Source organism: Brevibacterium sanguinis (assembly GCF_003315415.1).
Taxonomy (GTDB): domain Bacteria; phylum Actinomycetota; class Actinomycetes; order Actinomycetales; family Brevibacteriaceae; genus Brevibacterium; species Brevibacterium celere_A.
Map to the genome: position 1 here is coordinate 108,107 of NZ_QNSB01000004.1, position 19,773 is coordinate 127,879.

General features: G+C 69.1%; 18 protein-coding genes. 11 read left to right on the forward strand and 7 right to left on the reverse strand.

The features are described 5' to 3' along the window. Positions 1 to 23: 23 nt before the first annotated feature. Positions 24 to 695 (reverse strand): pyridoxamine 5'-phosphate oxidase, encoded by a 672-nt coding sequence (gene pdxH, locus DFO65_RS06935; RefSeq protein ID WP_113903698.1) that lies wholly within the window; start codon positions 693 to 695, stop codon positions 24 to 26. A gap of 140 nt (positions 696 to 835) precedes the next feature. Here pdxH and serC point away from each other — a divergent pair, with 140 nt between their 5' ends. After that, complete coding sequence (gene serC / locus DFO65_RS06940) at positions 836 to 1,990, forward strand: phosphoserine transaminase (RefSeq protein ID WP_113903908.1); 1,155 nt, start codon at positions 836 to 838, stop codon at positions 1,988 to 1,990. A gap of 76 nt (positions 1,991 to 2,066) precedes the next feature. Here the strand turns inward: serC and DFO65_RS06945 are convergent, their stop codons facing one another. The 5 genes from DFO65_RS06945 to DFO65_RS06965 all read right to left on the reverse strand — a co-directional run bounded on the left by DFO65_RS06945 (position 2,067) and on the right by DFO65_RS06965 (position 6,205). After that, positions 2,067 to 2,561 carry a DUF456 domain-containing protein gene (locus tag DFO65_RS06945; protein WP_113903699.1) on the reverse strand — a complete coding sequence of 165 codons (495 nt, stop codon included), beginning with the start codon at positions 2,559 to 2,561 and terminating at the stop codon, positions 2,067 to 2,069. A gap of 211 nt (positions 2,562 to 2,772) precedes the next feature. Beyond that, complete coding sequence (locus DFO65_RS06950) at positions 2,773 to 4,032, reverse strand: MFS transporter (RefSeq protein WP_113903700.1); 1,260 nt, start codon at positions 4,030 to 4,032, stop codon at positions 2,773 to 2,775. A gap of 8 nt (positions 4,033 to 4,040) precedes the next feature. Continuing rightward, complete coding sequence (locus DFO65_RS06955; protein ID WP_245940517.1) at positions 4,041 to 5,033, reverse strand: DUF3027 domain-containing protein; 993 nt, start codon at positions 5,031 to 5,033, stop codon at positions 4,041 to 4,043. After that, complete coding sequence (locus DFO65_RS06960; RefSeq protein ID WP_113903701.1) at positions 5,033 to 5,413, reverse strand: cold-shock protein; 381 nt, start codon at positions 5,411 to 5,413, stop codon at positions 5,033 to 5,035. The genes DFO65_RS06955 and DFO65_RS06960 overlap by 1 nt, the downstream gene beginning before the upstream one ends. Before the next feature lie 516 nt (positions 5,414 to 5,929). After that, on the reverse strand, positions 5,930 to 6,205 hold the full coding sequence (locus tag DFO65_RS06965) for a hypothetical protein (protein WP_245940518.1): 276 nt from the start codon (positions 6,203 to 6,205) through the stop codon (positions 5,930 to 5,932). A gap of 69 nt (positions 6,206 to 6,274) precedes the next feature. On the opposite strand from DFO65_RS06965, the gene DFO65_RS06970 reads away from it, so the two are divergent. Both DFO65_RS06970 and DFO65_RS06975 read left to right on the forward strand, forming a co-directional pair. After that, positions 6,275 to 8,509 carry a helicase-associated domain-containing protein gene (locus DFO65_RS06970; RefSeq protein ID WP_245940519.1) on the forward strand — a complete coding sequence of 745 codons (2,235 nt, stop codon included), beginning with the start codon at positions 6,275 to 6,277 and terminating at the stop codon, positions 8,507 to 8,509. 319 nt (positions 8,510 to 8,828) lie between these two features. Further along, a complete protein-coding gene (locus tag DFO65_RS06975) occupies positions 8,829 to 10,463 on the forward strand; it encodes a DNA repair helicase XPB (RefSeq protein ID WP_113903703.1) in 1,635 nt (544 codons plus the stop codon). 90 nt (positions 10,464 to 10,553) lie between these two features. Here the strand turns inward: DFO65_RS06975 and DFO65_RS06980 are convergent, their stop codons facing one another. Next, positions 10,554 to 11,525 (reverse strand): EamA family transporter, encoded by a 972-nt coding sequence (locus DFO65_RS06980; RefSeq protein WP_245940520.1) that lies wholly within the window; start codon positions 11,523 to 11,525, stop codon positions 10,554 to 10,556. A 228-nt stretch (positions 11,526 to 11,753) separates the two neighbouring features. Between DFO65_RS06980 and DFO65_RS06985 the strand changes: the two genes are divergently transcribed. The 8 genes from DFO65_RS06985 to htpX all read left to right on the forward strand — a co-directional run bounded on the left by DFO65_RS06985 (position 11,754) and on the right by htpX (position 19,768). Next, positions 11,754 to 12,314, forward strand: a complete 561-nt coding sequence (locus DFO65_RS06985; RefSeq protein ID WP_113903704.1) for a CGNR zinc finger domain-containing protein — start codon at positions 11,754 to 11,756, stop codon at positions 12,312 to 12,314. A 277-nt stretch (positions 12,315 to 12,591) separates the two neighbouring features. Continuing rightward, positions 12,592 to 13,347: a response regulator transcription factor gene (locus DFO65_RS06990; protein ID WP_113903705.1), complete on the forward strand. Its 756-nt coding sequence runs from the start codon at positions 12,592 to 12,594 to the stop codon at positions 13,345 to 13,347. Between the two features lie 30 nt (positions 13,348 to 13,377). After that, on the forward strand, positions 13,378 to 15,174 hold the full coding sequence (locus tag DFO65_RS06995; protein WP_113903706.1) for a sensor histidine kinase: 1,797 nt from the start codon (positions 13,378 to 13,380) through the stop codon (positions 15,172 to 15,174). Next, positions 15,171 to 16,919, forward strand: a complete 1,749-nt coding sequence (locus DFO65_RS07000; protein ID WP_147233300.1) for a S1C family serine protease — start codon at positions 15,171 to 15,173, stop codon at positions 16,917 to 16,919. The genes DFO65_RS06995 and DFO65_RS07000 overlap by 4 nt, the downstream gene beginning before the upstream one ends. 308 nt (positions 16,920 to 17,227) lie before the next feature. Beyond that, positions 17,228 to 17,515 (forward strand): WXG100 family type VII secretion target, encoded by a 288-nt coding sequence (locus tag DFO65_RS07005; protein ID WP_113903708.1) that lies wholly within the window; start codon positions 17,228 to 17,230, stop codon positions 17,513 to 17,515. Between the two features lie 212 nt (positions 17,516 to 17,727). Beyond that, positions 17,728 to 18,474, forward strand: coding sequence for a PspA/IM30 family protein (locus tag DFO65_RS07010; RefSeq protein ID WP_113903709.1), 747 nt, complete (start codon positions 17,728 to 17,730; stop codon positions 18,472 to 18,474). Then, a complete protein-coding gene (gene pspAA / locus DFO65_RS07015) occupies positions 18,471 to 18,755 on the forward strand; it encodes a PspA-associated protein PspAA (RefSeq protein WP_113903710.1) in 285 nt (94 codons plus the stop codon). The genes DFO65_RS07010 and pspAA overlap by 4 nt, the downstream gene beginning before the upstream one ends. Positions 18,756 to 18,856: 101 nt before the next feature. Then, entirely contained in the window at positions 18,857 to 19,768 is a 912-nt protein-coding gene (htpX, locus tag DFO65_RS07020; protein WP_113903711.1) for a zinc metalloprotease HtpX, read from the forward strand. Positions 19,769 to 19,773 lie beyond the last annotated feature (5 nt).

Here is a 19,773-nt window from a genome sequence, read left to right on the forward strand (position 1 = left end):
TTCGTCCGGTGGCTCAAGACTACTCAGGGGTAGAGGCGGGCCGGGGTCCAGGCCGATGCCTGAGACAGGGCCGCCGGCTCGTGGCTGCCGTCGCTGCGGCGGAAGACCCAGCGGTCGTGGAAGCGATTCCGCCTGCCCTGCCAGAACTCGATCTCGAAGGCACGCACCCGGAAGCCGCCCCAATGCTCCGGCCGCGGCACGGCGCGTCCTTCGAGCTCGGCAGCGGCGGCATCGTACTCGGTCTGCATCCGCGCGCGGTCGGCAACGGGGCGCGACTGCTGCGACACGGTGGCCGCGATCTGGGAGCCGCGGGGACGCTGAGCGAAGTAGGCGTCGGATTCGGACGGGTCGACCACCTCGGCGAGGCCGCGGACCCGGACCTGCCGTTCCATGTCGTGCCAGGGGAAGCTCAGGGCCACCCGGGGGTCGGCGCGCAGCTGAGAGCCCTTCGCGGAGTCGTAGTCGGTGAAGAAGACGAAACCGGCCTCGTCGACACCCTTGAGGAGGACGATCCGGGCACTCGGCCCCCACTCATCGAGCGTCGAGACGGTCATGGCGTTGGGTTCGCGGAGGTGCTCGGCGGCCTCGTCGTACCACTGCCTGAACAGGGCGAGCGGTTCGGTGCCGGGGTCGTCGAAGGCGGGCGATTCATAGGACAGGCGGGTCTGCGGCAGTCGGTCGACGGGCTCACTCATGCCTTCACTCTACGGCGGCGCACCGACACACGGGGTCCAGTGGGGTGGACGCTGCGGGTGGCGGTGGGCGTGGCGAAGGTGCGCGGGCGGGGGTGAACCATGCGGGCGGAGGTGGCCGGGGGCACCGTAGAATGTCGAGCGTGACTGCGACGAATCTGACGATCCCCCGTGAACTCCTGCCCACCGACGGCCGCTTCGGGTCGGGACCGGCGCGCATCCGCCGCGCCCAGGTCGAGGCCGTGAGCGCGGCCGCCGACTCCGTGCTGGGCACGAGCCATCGGCAGGCCCCGGTCAAGGACCTCGTGGGACGGATCCGCTCCGGCCTCGCCGAGCTGTTCGACCTTCCCTCCGGCTACGAGGTGGTGCTCGGCAACGGCGGGTCCACGGTCTTCTGGGATGTCGCCGTCTTCGGCCTCGTGCGCGAGCGCGCCGCCCACGCCGCCTTCGGGGAGTTCGGCCAGAAGTTCGCCACGGCGACGAACACCGCCCCGCACCTCGAGGAGTCACTCATCCTCAGGGCCGAACCGGGCACCGCTGCCGTGCCCAGCCCGGCTGCCTTCGCCGCGGATGCCGACGCGGAGCCGTCCGCCGACGTCTACGCGTGGCCGCACAACGAGACCTCCACCGGCGTCGCCACCCGGATCGCCCGTCCCGAGAGCATCGACGACGATGCCCTCGTCGTCATCGACGCCACATCCGGGGCCGGCGGTCTTCCGGTCGACATCCGGGAGACCGATGTCTACTACTTCGCTCCGCAGAAGAACATGGGGTCGGACGGCGGACTGTGGGTGGCGATCATGTCGCCCAAGGCGATCGCCCGGGCCCAGGAGATCAAGGAGTCGGGCCGTTGGATCCCCGCCTCCCTCGACCTCGTCACGGCGGTCGAGAACTCACGGAAGAACCAGACGTACAACACTCCCGCGGTGGCGACGCTCCTGCTGCTCGCCGAGCAGATCGACTGGATCAACGGCAACGGCGGACTCGAGTGGGCGGTCGCGCGCACCAGGGAGTCCTCGGGACTCGTCTACGACTGGGCCGAGGCCTGCGACGTGGCTCGCCCCTACGTCGCCTCGCCCGAGGACCGCTCCTCGGTCGTCGCCACGATCGACTTCGACGAGTCCGTCGACGCCGGCCTGGTCGCCTCGGTGCTGCGGGCCAACGGGGTCGTCGACATCGAGCCGTACCGCAAGCTCGGCCGCAATCAGCTGCGGATCGCGACCTTCGTCTCGGTCGACCCCGCCGACGTCAAGGCGCTGCTGGACTGCCTCGACTTCGTCATCGACGCCCTGAGCTGACGCTCCGCAGCGGGGTCGGACCACCGACCCGGCCGGCACCGGGCTCAGGGGACGTGGGGCCCAGGGGACATGGGGCTCAGAGGAAGCGGGTGAGCACCCCGATGCCGAAGGCGATCGTCGCGAGCAGCGCGAGGGCGAACTCGATCACCGTGCCGATCCCGATCGCCTTGAGCGATTCCCAGCTCGAGTCCCACGCGTCCTTGGCATTGCCCAGGCGCATCGCCTCGGCGAACCACAGTCCGGCGACGAATCCGACCGGCAGGCCGACGACGGGGATGACGAAGAACCCGACGATTCCGAGCACACCGGCCAGGAGCACCGAGGAGTTGGGCACGGCCATCGCCTTGAGCTTCCTGCCGGTGAGCACCAGTGAGGCGCTCATCCCCGCTGCCACGAGGACGGCGACGATCGCGAAGACGATCCATGCCGACGTCCCCCCGATGACGATCGCCCAGACGAGGACGGCGAGGCCGATGAGGATGGAGCCGGGCAGCACGGGCACGACGATGCCGACGCAGCCGACGAGGACCGCCAGTCCTGTCAGGACCGTGGTGAGGATGTCTGTGCTCAAAGCGCGTCCGTTCTGATCGTGCAGCCGTTGCCCGCCCTGGTGCGGGAACCGTTCCTCCCGCCGGGAGCATTCTGCATCCGGAGTCCGTGGGGACACCGAGGATTCGGGCCGTCGGATTCCATGCGGTCAGGATCCACTGTAGACGAATCGTAACGCGTCGGCCCGAGGTCGCTCGCGGTCGTGACTGTCCGCCCCGAACCGGCCCGTCCCCTCACGGACGGCCTTCGTAGCTGAGGTGCAGGCGGATCCGGGAGGCCGGGTCGTGGACCAGGCGCAGGTTCTTCGCGACGATCATCCAGACGAGGCCGACGGCGAAGGCGACGAACCCGGCGCTCGCCCCCACGACCATCGCCATCCGAGGGCCGAAGCTGTCGGCCACCCACCCGGCCAGAGGGGCGCCGATCGGCGTTCCTCCCATGACCACCGCGGCGTAGATCGCCATCACCCGCCCGCGGTAGTTCGCCGGTGTCGTCGTCTGCACATAGGCATTCGCCGAGGTCATCATCGTCAGCGAGGCGAATCCCACGAGCACCAGGGAGGCGGCGAACAGGACGTAGTCGGTGATCAGCGACGCCGCGCCCACGGCCAGGCCGAATCCTCCGGCAGCACCGAAGATGAAGCGCAGCCGGGGCTTCTCCCGCTTCGCCGAGGCGAGCGCTCCGGCGACGGATCCGATCGCCATGATCGAGTTGAGCAGTCCGAATCCGCTCGCGTCCTTGCCGAACTCGACGTGCGCCATCGTCGCCGTGTAGATGTTGAAGTTGAATCCGAAGGTCGCGACGAGGAACAGCACTGTCAGGACGATCACGATGTCGGGCCGCTGCCGCAGATAGCGGAAGCCGCCGAGGACTCCGCCGCCGCCTCGGCGACCGGAGGGGTGGAGGCGGGAGCGGTCGAGGCGGATGAGCACGAACAGGGTCGCGGCGAACCCGAGGCCGCTGACGAGGAACACGGGGCCCGCTCCCACGACGGCCGTGAGCACTCCGGCCACGCCAGGGCCGATCATCCGAGCGCCGTTGAACGACGCGGAGTTGAGGCTGACGGCGTTGGGCAGGAGCGTCTCCCCCACGAGCTCGGACACGAAGGCCTGCCGGGCGGGGTTGTCGAGGGTCGCGAGCACACCGAGGACGAGTGCGAGCACGTACACGTGCCAGAGCACGAGGAGGTCGGTGACGACGAGCGCGAAGAGGATGAGGCCCACCGTGCCCAGGAGCGCCTGGGTGACCATGAGCAGCCGACGTTTCGAGAACCGATCGGCGAGTGCCCCCGCGAACGGGAACATGACGAGCTGCGGGCCCATCTGGAGTGCCATGGTCACGCCCAGCGCGCTCGCGTTGTTGTCCGTCAGCGACGTCAGGACGATCCAGTCCTGCGCCGTCCTCTGCATCCACGTCCCGGTGTTGGAGATCAGGGCGCCGGCGAACCACTTGCGGTAGTTCGGTTCGACCAGCGACCGGAACGTGTGCGCCATCGGGTGGTTCAGCCCTCCTGGAACTCGAGTTCGCCTGCGTAGTCGTCGACGACGGCTTCGGGGGGCGCGGCGGCGGGCCGTTTGACGTCCGTCTCCGAGTGCGCCCCGCAGCCGAAGTCGAGGGCGACGACCCGACCGTCGAACGGAGAGAGAGGCCCAGCGCAGACCCCGAACTTCTGCCGCAGCGATCCCGCCATCGGCATCAGGTACCCGCAGGTGGAGCAGTGCGCCGAGGCGCGCGCCGCGAATTCGCTGTCGGCTCCGGTCTCCGACTCCGCCCAGCGACCTGCCGCCGCGGAGATCCCCTCGGGCGAGAGCACGCGTCGGCGTCCGAGCCCGAACTCGAAGTTCGGGATCTCGTCGATGTTGCCGTCGGAGGTCTCCTCGACCTGCCCGAATCCGGGCTGCAGGTACGGGTCGTCCTCGATCTTCGGCAGCGTGTCCTTGGGCGTGAGGTCACCGGGCTCGACCCGCTGCTCCCACGGCACCCACTCCGGGGCGACGAGGGCGTCGGGGCCGGGCAGCAGGGCGGTCTCGCAGACCGTGACCTTCTTCGACCGCGGTGCCCGGGCGAGCACCGCGACCCAGCGCCAGCCCCGATAGGCCGGATCGGTGCACACGAAGTAGTGCGTGACGAGACGGGTGCCCTCGGCCACGGCGTCGAGGTGCTCGCCGATGACGGAGCTGCCGGCCACCTCGGCGATGGCATTGCGGGCGACGTCGATCGCCGCGGCGAGCTGGGCGTCGAGGACGACCTTCTCGGCCGCGGACCTCTGCGTGCGCGCACGCGGAGCGGGTGCCTGGGCGGGCTCGGTCGTGGCCGATTCCGGGGCAGCGTCGGCGGGTGCAGCCTCGGCTGGCGCGGGCTCACTCACAGCTGGCGCGGGCTCACTCACAGCGGCCTCGTCGGGCGCGGTCTGGTTCGCATCCGCCTCGGGGCGTGCGCTCTCGGTCGCACCGGCCCCGAGGCCGGCCAACCAGTCGCGGAACAGTGATGACATCAGGACTCCAAATCGTCTGCGATTGCCCGCAGCAGGGCCGCGACCTTGTTCCCGTGGCTCGGGTCCGGGTAGCGGCCGTGCTGCAATCCGTTGCTGAGGTCATCGAGGACTTTGATGACATCTTCCACCATAACCGCCATGTCCTCCGCCGGTCGCCTCCGGACTTTGGCGACCTTCGCCGGGGTGGTCAGCGGCCTCGCCTTGAGCACCTGCGCGCCGCGCCGGGAGTCGACGACGTCGTACTCGAGCCGGGTCCCCTTGGTCACCTCGACTCCCTCGGGCAGGACCGAGGAGTGCAGGAAGGCCTGCGCGCCGTCCTCGGCGACGACGAAGCCGTAGCCCTTGTCGGCATCGAACCATTTCACGCGTCCGGTTGGCATGGTGTCCTCTCTGTGGTTGCTGGTCGTTGTGCCGGCCCGCGCGCGGTGCCGGTCGGTGTGTCAGTCGGTCGGTGTGTCTCGGTGTCGCGGTGATCCCGGTGGATCGGACGCTCGGGGGTGACCGCGTCCCGGTGGAGGCCGGTGCGGAGCAGTCGTGTCCTCCCGCGGCGCATTCGGCGTGGAACGCAGGCCGGTTCGCGTGGAATCAGCCTGGATCCCGCCCGCCTCTCAGGGTGGCCACTCAGCAGGGCGAAGGGTCCGGCTGCCGGCGGAGTCGTCGTGGGGTCCTGCTCCCTGCGCCCCGCGCCCGCCCGTTCCGGGCGGTTCTGCCCGTGCGCTCTCGCGTGGGCGACCGGCGCCGCAGGGATGTGAGGGCTGACGAGGGCCGGTGCGCTCCTGTCGGGTTCTCGCCGCAGGACCCGGCTCGGTTCACGCGCCTGCTCCACCGCTGCTCTCACCACGACGCCTCGGACCCCGAGGGCCGAGACGTGGCCGTGCTTCAGTCGGCGTGTGGTCTCAGGTTCGGCTCACCCCGGTCTCGAGGCTCCCGGTCCCGAGGCTCTCGGACCCGCCGGCCACGGCCCCGCGACGTCGCAGGATCGCCCGGATCATGGCCACCGCCGCCAGAGCGAACGAGATCGGCAGGAGCACCATCGGCAGATAGGTGAGCACGTGCGAGGGAGTGCGGCCCATCCACGCCTGTCCCAGAACGCCGATGAGCCCGGCTGCCCCGAGCACGGAGGCGGCAACGGCCACGACGATGATGGTGGTGTCGACGCGCTTGGCAGACAATGCTCATCCTTCCCGAGATCCTCATCATTTCGACCGCTCCATTGTACCCCGCAGGATAAACTGGGCCCGATGCCCATGACCTTCAGCACGTGGCTGGCCCAGTGCCCCGAGCCCGATTTCGAGTCCTTCGTCAGGACCCGCCGCGATCTCCTCCGTCCCGAGGCGCCGACCATCGCGGCCCTGGCCGCCGCCGCGTCCTCGCGCATCGGGGTCTCCCGCGGCATCGAGGCACTGCGCGCCGCCGAGCTCGACGTCGCCATCGCCCTGGCCACCGCCGCCCGCACCTCGTCCGACATCGCGGTGAGTGAGAATTCCCATATCGACGCCGCCCTCGCCGAGGCGGTCCTCCCCCGCCTGCGCGACCTCGGACTCGCGTGGCCGAGCTCCGAGTCCCCGTCCTCCGCCGAGGTGCTCTCTCCCGCCGTCGCCCCGGCCGAGGTGGACTCCCCCACCGGGTCGGCTGCACCGTCCCCGTCCCCCGACGGGATGCCCTCCCGCACCACTCCCGCTGCGGACCGCTCCGCGCTCGCCGCCCACCCCGTGTGGCGGATCCAGTCGGAGGCGATCACCCTCCTGCCCACCTCGGCGGCGGAATCGGTCCGCGCCCATCCATGGCGGTCCCCTGCGCGAGGGGTCGACGACACCGCGGAGGCGATCCCGCAGTCCCTCATCCACAACGGCGAACAGGCTGCCGTCGCCGAGGTGATCTCCTCCCTGCGCGGACTCGTCGACGAGCTCGCCGCCTCCCCCGTTTCCCGCCTGACCAGCGGAGGAATCTCCAAACGCGATGTCTCTCGGCTCGCGCGGACGATCGACCTCGGACTCGAGCAGACGATCACCCTGCTGCTGGCGGCGAAGTCGCTTCGCCTCATCGGCGTCCTCGACGACCCGCTCGACCCGCAGTGGACCGCCGCCGACACCGCCGCCGAGGCACTCGAAGGCGATCGCGGCGAGCTGTGGGCCCGGCTGGTCACGACCTGGCTGCGCGAGTCCCAGGACGTCACCCAGCTCATCGCCGGCTCGAGCGCCAATGAACGGCTCACGGTCCTCGCGACGCCGAAGAAGGCCCTGTTCAAAGGATTCGCGCAGTCGGTGCCCGCGATGCCGCTGCTGCGCCTGACCGTGCTCGAGGTCCTCCACGACATCGGGCTCGGATCCTCCCGGTCCGCAGCCTGGATCCACGCCCAGGTCCTCGACCGGCATCCGCTCATCCCCGCCCACGAGTTCCGGATCACCGAGCAGGTGCTCCGGACGGCCGTCACCCTCGGATTGGCGACCACTCCGCTCAAGAGCCCTGACCGCTTCGGCCCGAGCCGGTTCGGTGCGATGCTCGCCGCCGGTGTGACCCGGGCGATGGACGAGGAGATCGGAGAGGATCCCTCGATCGCGCCCCTGGGCTTCAGCCTCGACCGCCTTCAGGTCACCGCCGAGGTGACCGCGGCCGTGCGCGACGGACTCGTCGAGGAGGTCGACTCCGTGCTCATCCAGTCCGATCTCACCGCCGTCGCCACCGGCCCCATCCAGCCGCGCGTCCATCACATCCTGAGGAGGTACGCCGTCGTCGAGGCGCGCGGCCAGGGGACGGTCTATCGCATCGACGCGGACACCGTCGAGGCCAGCCTGCAGTCGGGCGTCGACCCGCACGACGCGCTCGCCGAACTCGCGGAGATCAGCGCCGAGGCGCTGCCCTCGACGCTCGAGTTCCTCATCACGAACACGGCGGCCCGCCTGCACCGGGTCCGCGTCGCCGGCGCCCGCGCGGTGCTCGTCGTCGACGACCCCGTCGACCTCGACGTCATCCTCTCCGATCCGCTCATGCTCCCCGCGGCACTCGAGCGACTCGCGCCCACCGTCGCGGTCAGCCAGATCGGGCCCGAGCGCACGATGCATCTGCTCGAGTCCGCCGACCACCATGCCCTCCTCCACGCCCCCGAGGGCGCGCCGCGCCGGCGCTCGGTGATCACCGCGAGCGAACCGGAGGTCCACGTGCGCCGGCGTGCGCGCGTCACGGACGCCGACCTCGGCGAGTACATCCGGATCCTGCGCTCCCCGGACTCCCGCCGGACGAGGGCGCACACCGAGGAGCCGCTGGGACACATGGACCGCCTCCGCGAGGCCGCGACCCAGGGGCAGATGGTGCGGATCCGGCTCGCCGACTCGCACGGGCAGGAGCGGGTCATCGAGATGCTCCCGGCGACTGTCAACGGGGGTCGCGTCCGCGGTCGGGTGACGACGACCGGCGCCGAGGCGTCCCTGTCGATCGCGCGGATCGTCAGCGTCGAACTCGCCGAGGCGAGCGCCTGACCCACGCGAATCCGCCCCACCCTGTCCGCCCCGCACTCCCTGCCGGTCCGCGAACTCCATCCCGTTCACCCCGCACTCCCTACACTTGGCAGGACAACCGCGCGGTGCAGCACGACGACATGGCGCTATGCGTAGGACATTCGGGAAATGCTCCGGAGGCACCCGGCCGCCGGATCGGCCCCGCGGAACAATCGGCGCTCCTCGTGCGTTGACTTCGGCGGAGATCGGGACGGTCCCGGCATGACCGCGGATGACGCGGAACGCGCGCACCGCCTCGGCGTCGCAAAGACACCTCGGGGAGAGGGGAATCAGGAGAGAGATGAACGGTCCCTTGATCGTGCAGTCCGACCGGACCGTGCTGTTGGAGTCGGGGCACCCCCTGGCCGTCGAGGCGGCGGTGGCGATCGCCCCGTTCGCGCAGCTCTCGCGGACCCCCGAATACATCCACACCTACACGATCACCCCGCTGGGACTGTGGAATGCCCGGGCCAGCGGCCACGACGCGGAATCCGTCGTCGACGTCCTCCTCGAATTCGCCAAGTACCCCGTCCCCCACGAACTGCTCGTCGACATCGTCGACATCATGGACCGCTTCGGGGTCCTCACCCTCATCGACCATCCGATCCACGGCCTCACGCTGACCTCGACCGAACCCGACCTGCTCGATGAGCTGGTCGGCCAGCCCGACCTCGTCGGGAAGTTCGGCCGCCGTCTCGACGCCGACTCCGTGCTCGTCCACCCCTCGGAGCGCGGCGAGCTCAAGCACGCCCTGCTCACCCTCGGCCATCCGGTCTCCGACCATGCCGGCTACGTCGACGGCGAGGCCCATGAGATCGAGCTCAGCGACGACGCCCACGGCGGGGCCTGGCACCTGCGCGACTACCAGCGGGAGGCGATCGAGACGTCCCTCACCGGAGAGTCGGGCGTCGTCGTCCTCCCCTGCGGGGCGGGGAAGACGATCGTCGGGGTGGCGACGATGTCCCGCGTGCAGACGACGACGCTGATCCTCGTGACGAACTCGGTGTCGGCCCAGCAGTGGAAGGACGAGATCCTCGCCCGCACGACCCTGACCGAGGACGAGATCGGCGAGTACTCGGGATCGACGAAGGAGATCCGGCCGATCACGATCGCCACGTACCAGGTGCTCACGACCCGCCGGAAGGGCTCCTACCTGCATCTCGAGCTCCTCGACGCCAAGGACTGGGGGCTCGTCATCTACGACGAGGTCCATCTGCTGCCCGCACCGATCTTCCGGCTCACGGCCAGCCTCCAGGCCCGGCGCCGACTCGGGCTGACCGCAACCCTCGTCCGGGAGGACGGACGCGAGGACGAGGTGTTCTCCCTCATCGGGCCCAAGCAGTACGAGGTGCCGTGGAAGGAGCTCGAGCGGCAGGGATTCATCGCCACGGCGAACTGCCATGAGGTCCGGGTCCGCCTCGACGGGGGCACGCGGACGGCGTACGCCCGGGCCGACGGCGAGGACCGCTACCGGCTGGCCGCGACCTCGGATGCGAAGCTGCCGATCGTCAGCCAGCTCGTCGCCGACCACCCCGACGCCCAGATCCTCGTCATCGGCCAGTACCTCGATCAGCTCGAGGAGGTCGGGGACGTGCTCGGGGCACCCGTGCTCACCGGTCAGACCCCGGAGTCGCGGCGTCAGGAGCTCTTCCGCGACTTCCGGTCTGGTGATCTGCGGGTGCTCGTCGTGTCGAAGGTCGCGAACTTCTCCGTCGACCTGCCCGCCGCCTCGGTGGCGATCCAGGTCTCCGGCGCGTTCGGGTCCCGGCAGGAGGAGGCTCAGCGGCTCGGGCGGATCCTGCGGCCCAAGGCCGATGCCGGTTCCGCGACCTTCTACACCGTCGTCGCCGCCGACACCGTCGACGAGCACTTCGCCGCTCAGCGCCGCCGGTTCCTCACCGAGCAGGGCTACAGCTACGACATCGAGATGCGCTGAGCGCCGGCACCCTCACGTGATGCGAAGGGACAAATTCGATGCGGCGCCACGTCGAATTTGTCCCTTCGCATCACGTCAGCGTCGCGGGGTTCAGTCGCGGGCGAGCAGGGCGGGCTCCGGCTCCGAGAGCGCGAGCACCTCGCGCCTGGCCACCCGGCGGGCCAGCCGGGCCTCGCCCCACTTGATGAACCCGACCCCGCCGAGGATGAACACGCCTCCGAAGAGCTGGATCGGCGCCGGCATCTCGGCGAGGAGCAGCCAGGCCGCGATGACGGAGAACGGGACCTCGATGAGGTTGACGAACGAGCCGACGGTCGCGCCGATGTAGCGCAGTCCGACGATGCCGGTGATGTAGGCACCGACGGTGAAGAGGACGATCATCGCCATCGGCAGGATCCACGAGACGCTGCGTCCCCCGAAGTCGACGTCGGCGGTGACGATCCGCCCGGGCATGACGCCGGCGAGGACGACGATGCCCATGACGAGGGCGCCCACGCCCATTCCGAGTCCGGTCAGGGCGACCGGGGGCACATTGATCGACTCCTTCGCCGAAACGAGGAAGTAGCTGGCCAGGCATACCGCCGCGGCCAACGCCATGAGCACCCCGAACAGGCTGATGGAGGAGTTGCGCAGGTCGAGGATGAGCACGAGTCCGATCATCGACACGACGACTCCGATGAAGGTCACGGTCGCCGGGCGCGTCCGCGTCCGGGCCCAGATCCAGAACACGATGAGCATCGGGGCCGTCATCTCGAGCAACAGCGCCACCGCCACGGTCAGGTGCTCGACGGCCATGAAGTAGAAGCCCTGGACCCCGGCCATCGAGACCAGTCCGTAGGTGGCGACGGTCTTCCAGTGCCGGCGGACCTCGTCCCATCGGCCGCGCAGGGCGATGAGGCTGGGGATGAGCAGGAGCAGCGCCGACCCGGTGAGGCGGATGAGCACGACCGAGCCCGGGTTCCAGCCGATCGCGTACATCGTCTTCGCGATCGGTCCCGACACCGCGAAGAAGAATGCGGAGGCGAGGGTGAGGAGGAACCCCATGACGACGGCGCGATTCATTCCTGACCTCCTGGCTGTGGGACGTGGCGCGTCCGGTGCGGGACGTGCTCGGCGGTGTGGCGTGCTGGGTGCGCGACGCGCTGCGCACTCGCGGCCGGACGGCAGCGGTCTGAGCCCCCAGGGTGCGGGAAGACCGTGCGTCGCAGGCTCCCTGACAGTATTTCCCGGGAGGATGAAATGAGTCAAATGCGTTTTGCTCCTTACGGGCCGTGTCACAATGGAGTCATCATGACCTTCGCCCACGATGTCCGCTCGAACCTGCTCATGCTCGTCGACCTGCTCAACTCCGCCGGCGACGACGCCGGGGCGCCCGACACCCTGACGACGAGCGCTCAGCTCCGTGATTTCGCGGCACGGCACGACTTCTCCGGACCGCTGGAGGCCACGGACGCCGATGTCGCGGCGACCCGGCGACTGCGCGCCCGCTTCGCCCGGGCCCTCGACACCGCCGCCGAGGCGATGGAGGAGGAGGTCGCGAATGCGGCGAACCTCACACTCACCGAGACCGCTGCGCTGCCCCAGCTCGTGCGCCACGACGACTGGGACTGGCACCTCCATGCCGTGGGCGCCTCGGCGAGCCTGTCCGACCGGGTCGCCGCCGACGTCGCCCTCGTGCTCATCGACCTCATCCGCGCCGGAGAGCTCGATCGCCTCGGCCGCTGCGCCGCCGAGGACTGCAGCGCCTACCTCGCCGACTTCAGCCGCAACCGTTCGAAGCGGTTCTGCGACACCGGCAACTGCGCGAATCGCACGCACGTCGCGGCCTTCCGCGCCCGCCAGGGCTCATAGACTCACGACGGCCCGCATTCACCCGCCGGCGACACTGCCCACGACGACCGGCGACACCGATCCCCGCAACCGGTGACGTCGACCCCGGCGGCCGTCGAACCTGTGAAGCGATTGCATGCCGGCTGAAACAGTCCTCAATTCGCCACTCGATTCCTGAGAGTGGTGAGCGTCGAGGTGACCGGAATCGGATTCTCCGGGAAATTTTCAGTGACGCCGATCACATTCGCATTCAGGTGAAAGCCAAGTAACTCTCAGACTCCGGGACCAGACTGGGGTCATGAGCACACAGAACGATACCGACATCGAAGCCACCCTGCTCGTTGTCGACGATGAGCCCAACATCCGCGAACTTCTCTCGACCAGCCTGCGCTTCGCCGGATTCGACGTCGTCTCCGCGGCCAACGGCGCCGAGGCGCTCCGCCTCGCCGAGCAGACCAACCCCGATCTCCTCGTCCTCGACGTCATGCTGCCCGACATGGACGGATTCACCGTCACCCGTCGGCTGCGCCAGATCGGCATGAACGCCCCCGTCGTCTTCCTCACCGCCCGCGATGACACCTCGGACAAGATCACGGGCCTGACGGTCGGCGGCGACGACTACGTGACCAAGCCCTTCAGCCTCGAAGAGGTCGTCGCCCGCATCCGCGCCGTCCTCCGCCGCACCCGCAGCCTCGAGGACGAGGAGAACGCCGTCATCGTCGCCGGTGACCTCGAACTCGATGACGACACCCATGAGGTCCGCCGCTCCGGCATCCTCATCGACCTCTCCCCCACCGAGTTCAAGCTGCTGCGCTACCTCATGCTCAACGCCAACCGGGTGCTGTCGAAGTCGCAGATCCTCGACCACGTCTGGGAGTACGACTTCGGCGGGGACACCGGCATCGTCGAGTCCTACATCTCCTACCTGCGCCGCAAGATCGACGTCACTCCCGAGACCGATGCCGCCGGTCACCCGATCGAGATGGAGTGGACGCCGATGATTCAGACCAAGCGCGGAGTCGGTTACATGCTGCGCACACCCGAGTCCAAGTAGTCGTCCAACCGCAGGCGGTACATTACCCACGTGGCAAGAGAATCCCGTCCCAGCTCGCCCAGCTTCTGGGAAGAGTGGTCGCTGACCACCAAACTGCTGGCCATCATGATGCTGCTCATGCTGCTCGTGCTCTCCGGCACGAGCGCGTGGGTGCTCGAGAACCTCCGCGACAGCCTCATCGAGCGCACCGACGAGCGGCTCATCTCCGCCTCGGAGACCTTGGCGAAGCAGGCGTACCAGGAGGTCTTCCAGCCGGCCGAGCTGCAGTCGACGGATGACTCGGAGTCGGCGGAGACGACGATCGACCCGAATTCCTGGGACGAGCTCCAGGATCTCCTGCCCGGCGGGTTCTACGTCCAGTTCTACGACTCCGACGGGGATCCGATCAGGGACCCGGTCGCTCCCGAGCCGAACAATCGGCCGGTCCTCCCCCATGTCAACGAGGCCAAGGTCTACGAGCTCTCCGGCGCCCCGTTCACGGTCAGCGGCACCCAGTCCCAGTGGCGGGCACGGGCGATGAAGGTGCAGAACACCGACATCCTCGTGTCGATCGCGGTGCCCTTCGACCGCGAGATCGACAACATCAACGAACGCGCCCGCAACACGATGATCGGCATCGGGCTCATGGCCCTGGCGATGGTCGCGGGCGTCGGCTACTGGGCGATCAACAATACGTTCCGCCCGCTGCGCGACATCGAGAAGACGGCCTCGCGCATCGCCGCCGGCGATCTCAGCCAGCGTGTCCCGAGCTTCCCCCGCAACACCGAGCTCGGGCGGCTGTCGGCGGCTCTCAACACGATGCTCGGACGCATCGAGGACTCCTTCGACGGGCAGACCCGCTCGGAGAAGCGGATCCGCCAGTTCGTCTCCGACGCCTCGCACGAGCTCCGGACGCCCTTGGTCACGATCCGCGGCTACGCCGAGCTCTACCGGCAGGGTGCGATCACCAGGCCCGAGGATGTCGCCCAGGCGATGGAGCGGATGGAGTCGGAGGCCAAGCGCATGGGCGTGCTCGTCGACGACCTCGTCGTCCTCGCCCGCCTCGACGAGCAGCGGCGAGCGGAGATCGGTCCGCTCGACCTCCACACGATCGTCCGGGATGCGGCCGCCGACACCGCGGCCCAGGCGCCCGACCGCGACATCAGCTTCATCGGCCTCGACGGCGGCGATGCTCCGCAGGTGCCCCTCATCCAGGGTTCGGAGACGAAGATCCGGCAGGTCATCGTCAACCTCGCGGGCAACGCGGTCAGGCACACCCCGGAGAACACCGCGATCGAGTTCGCGGTCGGTGCTCTCGGCTCTCCCGCCGAGGAGGCTCGGAAGTCGCAGTCCGCGCAGGGTTCGCGGGACTCCGGGGCCAAGGAGAAGACCCGGGAGCGCGGTTTCGTCACCGGGGGTGTGCGGATCTTCCGCCGAGGCGAGGCGAACGGCGGCGACGCGTCCGAAGCGGGCCAGAAGCCCCAGGAGACGGGCCATCCCGCGGGAATCGTCCCGGATGTCACGGCCGCGGGCACGGTGGCGCTCGACGACTCCCTGCGCGGGTTCCCCAACGGCCGCGTGCGGTTCGAGGTCCGCGACCACGGTGAGGGCATCGATCCCGAGGTGGTTCCCCGCATCTTCGAGAGGTTCTACCGACTCGATGTCTCCCGCACCCGAGACACGGGCGGTTCCGGTCTGGGGCTCTCGATCGTCAAGGCGATCGTCGAGAACCACCACGGTGCGATCTCCGTGCACCGGACCCCCGGCGGCGGAGCGACATTCCGCGTCGACCTGCCGATCCCCGAACCCGATGACAATGCTCCGAACGCGCGAAAGGACGAGCGATGAGCAGCAACGACGATTCCGGCACCACCCCCGACGGTGGTCGGAGCGAGGACCGCAACGGGGTCCCCCCGCAGCGGGGACGTCACGGCGAACCCGCTCAGCGGACGTTCCCCGACAACGGCTCGCGCGGCCGGAGCGAGGTTCCCCGCACCTTCGGATCGGACTCCCCGCATGGCCCCGGCCGCGTGAGCCCACCGGTCGCGCCCCCGGCTCGCGGGTACTCGCAGTCCCCGCAGAGCACCCCACCCTACGCACAGAACGGCCCGTCGTCCCAGCAGAACAGCCCGTCGTCCCAGCAGGACGGGCAGTCGTTCCAGCAGGGTTCCTCGCCGTACCAGCAGGACGGTCCGCCGTACCGGCAGGACACACGACAACCCCAGCCGAACGCCTCGCCGTCCGCACAGGACCCGCAGCACGGGACCGGGTCCGCCTCTCCCCACGGTGCCGGTCCGACGCACGGCTCCGGGCCCTCGCCCACGGCCGGCCAACCGCGGATCGACCCCACTTATGCTCATTCGCCTGTGGACTCGGCGTCGGGGCACGGTTACGGGTACCCGGGATCCGAGGGCTCCTCGGGAGACGGCGGGCAGTCATCCCCGTACGCGGCTCCTCCCGGCTACCCGCCGACCGCCCCGCCTCGGCGTGCGAAGAAGGGCCCCGGCTGGGGCGCGACGATCGCGATCGCCGCCATCGCGGCTCTCCTCGGCGGCGGGGCGGCCTTCGGGGGAAGCTATGCGGTGACCTCGATGCAGGACGAGCCCAACCGTCAGGTGGCCGAGCAGACGATCGAGACCCCGGACTGGACCGAGGTCGCGAAGAAGACCTCGCAGAGCGTCGTCTCGATCCAGGCGGCCTCGGGCGGCCAGGTCGTCGCCCTCGGCTCGGGCTCGCTCTACGACGACCAGGGCCACGTCGTGACGAACAACCACGTCGTCGCACCCGCCGACACCCCGGATGGCGAGCTCAACGTGACGATGAAGAACGGGGCCTCGATCAGGGCCGAGATCGTCGGGCGCGACCCGTCGACCGACATCGCGATCATCAAGCTCGAGCAGGTGCCCGACGGGGTCACCCCGCTTCCCGTCGGGGAATCGGCGGATCTGCAGGTCGGGGATCCGGTCATGGCCCTCGGCAATCCGCTCGGGCTGGCGGACACGGTCACCACCGGGATCGTCTCGGCCCTCGACAGGCCGGTGTCGACGGAGAACATCGGGGAGGACGTCAGCGCCCAGGAGCGGGAGATGACGATCACCAACGCGATCCAGACGGATGCCGCGATCAATCCGGGCAATTCGGGCGGACCGCTCGTCGACGGCAACGGCAAGTTCATCGGCGTGAACTCGGCCGCCGCCTCGCTGAGCCAGCCGGGTGAGAGCGGGCAGTCGGGCTCGATCGGCATCGGCTTCGCGATCCCGTCCGCCCAAGCGGTGATGATCGCCGACCAGCTCATCGCGACCGGCGAGGCCAAGCACCCGTTCCTCGGCATCACCCTCACCGATGGTCAGGTCAACAGCGCCGGCATCACGCGCGGCAGCGCCAAGGTCCAATCCGTGCAGAACGGCTCACCGGCCGCGGCGGCAGGCTTCCAGGCCGGCGACGACATCATCGCCGTCGGGGGTTCGACGGTGAACAATGCGATCGGGCTGCGAGCCCTTGTCCGCGCCCAGCCGGTGCAGCAGCCGGTCGAGTTCACGGTCATCCGCGGCGGACAGGAGCAGACGCTCACCGCGACCCTGGTCCTCCAGTAGGCCGCGCCCGGTGCGTCGTGGTCGGCCGGGCTGCTGTCGCTCGGGCCGCGGCCGGTCGAGGAGTGGCCGGCCGGACTGCGGCCGGTCCCGGCGCGGTCGGTCCCGGCGCGGTCGGGCGGCCGCACGGAATCGCCGGTCCCGCCGAGTCGGCGCCGCCGGGGACTCGGGTGCACAGGGCCGATCCACTCGTGTGCGGAACGGGTGTGGACGCCGAGCGCGCGTCCACACCCCGGCTCTCGGATCTTCCCCCGCACCTGGTTCGGGCCGACGATGGTGGAGTCAGCGACAGATCCCGAACAGGAGCAGCCATGAGCTTTGAAGTCGACGCCGATCGCGTCTCCTCCGCAGCCACCGCCACCGCCGCCACCTCCCAGACCCTCGTCGCCGAGGCCCATGCGATGCTGAGGAATCTGCTCGCCCTGCAGGACTGCTGGAAGGGCAGCGCGGCGCAGAACTTCCAGGGGGTCATCAACGAGTGGGAAGGCGCGCAGAAGCAGCTGTTCGCCTCCCTGGACTCCATCCACGGCGCGCTCAACACGGCGGCTCAGCAGTACTCCGAGGTCGAAGCGGCGAACTCGCGGCTCTTCGCGCCCTGATCTTTGACGCCGCAGGGAGCTCCTCCGACTTGTGCTCCGACGCCGCCGCACCCCCGGTGACGTGGACGATTTCCTTGTGACGCACCTGGCAAACTATCAGTCTTTGTCAGTAAGCTGATGACGATAGTTCCGGACTGTGTCGACAGGCGAATCCTCTCGGGGATCATGGTCAAGCAGCCTCGGGTCAGAACCAATGCAGGAGTCGACTACGGATGAGCATCTTCCAGAGAATCGCGACGATCTTCGGAGCGAAGGCCAACAAGGCCTTGGACAAGGCCGAGAACCCCAACGAAACTCTCGACTACTCGTACCAGAAGCAGCTTGAGCTGCTGCAGAAGGTTCGCCGCGGCGTCGCCGACGTCGCCACGAGCCGCAAGCGGCTCGAACTGCAGATCACTCAGCTCGAACAGCAGCAGAACAAGCTCTCAGGCCAGGCGCAGAAGGCGATGGAGATCGGTCGGGAGGACCTCGCTCGCGAGGCCCTGACCCGCAAGTCGGGGCTCTCCCAGCAGATCACCGACCTCCAGACCCAGCACGAGGCGCTGCAGGGCGAGGAGCAGAAGCTGACGATGGCCTCTCAGCGCCTCCAGGCCAAGGTCGATGCCTTCCGGACGAAGAAGGAGACCATCAAGGCCACCTACACCGCGGCGGAAGCCCAGTCGAAGATCGGCGAGGCGTTCTCCGGCATCTCGGAGGAGCTCGGCGACGTCGGGCTCGCAGTGCAGCGTGCGGAGGACAAGACCGCGGCCCTGCAGGCTCGCGCGGGAGCCGTCGACGAGCTCATCGCCTCGGGCGCCCTCGACGACGTCACCGGTTCGCGCAAGGACGACATCAGCGCCCAGCTCGACGCCCTCTCCAGTGAGAACGACGTCGAGATGGAACTGGCGCGGATGCGCGAATCGCTGCCCGCCGGTTCCGAGAGCCAGCAGAAGTCGCTCGAAGGCGAGGACAAGCGATGATCGTCAGGATCATGGGCGAGGGCCAGTTCGACGTCGCGGACGTCGACAGCGAAGTCCTCCAGAGGTACGACAACGAGGTCGAGGACGCCGTCAGGAGCGGCGACGAGGAGGCAGTGAAGTCGAAGCTGAGCGCCCTGCACGACTTCGTCATCGAACACGGCAAGCCGGTCTCCGACGATTTCCTCGGCACCAGCGACTTCGTGATCCCGTTCGTCGACGCGTCGCTCGAGGAGATCTCCGAACTCCTCACCGGCGAGGGATTCATCCCCGATCCGGCCTGATCCCGCACTCGGCCTCGCTGCTCCGGCCCATCGCCTCTGGCAGGCGGTGGGCCGGAGTTGCCGAACGAGGGTGCGAGCACGAACTCTGAGAGGATGACACCATGAAGAACCGCTTCGTCAAGGACAACGGGCTAAGCATGCGCATGGGGTGGACGATCTTCCTCAACGGCCTCATCTACGTCGTGCTCATCCTCGCGATCTGGTGGATCCTCGGAGGCAGCACCTCCGGGGTCATCATCGCCGTGCTGCTCAGCGCCGGCGCGTTCTTCTTCCAGTGGTACTTCTCCGATTCGATCGCGATGCGCGCCATGGGTGCCAGGGAGGTCACTCCCGAACAGGCTCCGCAGCTGCACACGATGATCGACCGGCTGTGCCAGCTCTCGGACTCGACGAAGCCGAAGGTCGCGGTCTCCGACTCCGCGACCCCGAACGCCTTCGCCACCGGCCGCTCCCCGCAGCGGTCCGTCGTGTGCGTGACGAGAGGGCTGCTCGAGACCCTCGACCGCGACGAGGTGGAGGTGGTCCTCGCGCACGAGCTCTCGCACGTCGCCCACAGAGACGTCACCGTGATGACCGTGGCCGGAGTGACCGGCGTCGTCGCCGGACTGATGATGCGCGCGGGCTACTACATGAGCTTCGGCCGACGCGACAACAACAACGGCGGCATTCCGGTCCAGCTGCTCTTCGTCCTCGTCGGCGCCGTCGTCTATGCCCTCTCGTTCCTGCTCATCCGCAGCCTGTCGCGCTATCGTGAGCTCGCCGCCGATCGTGCCGCCGCGATCCTCACCGGCGCACCCTCGACGCTCGCCTCGGCGCTGACGAAGCTCAGCGGGGACATGAACAAGATCCCGCAGAAGGATCTGCGGGCCAGCGCCTCGGCGAACCACCTCGCCCTCATCCCGGCCGCGCACGGCGGCTCCGGCTTCGGGGAGCTGTTCTCCACCCATCCCTCGCTGGATCGGCGGCTCGAGCAGCTGGCGACGATCTCCCGCCAGCTGTCCCAACCACACTGAGGATC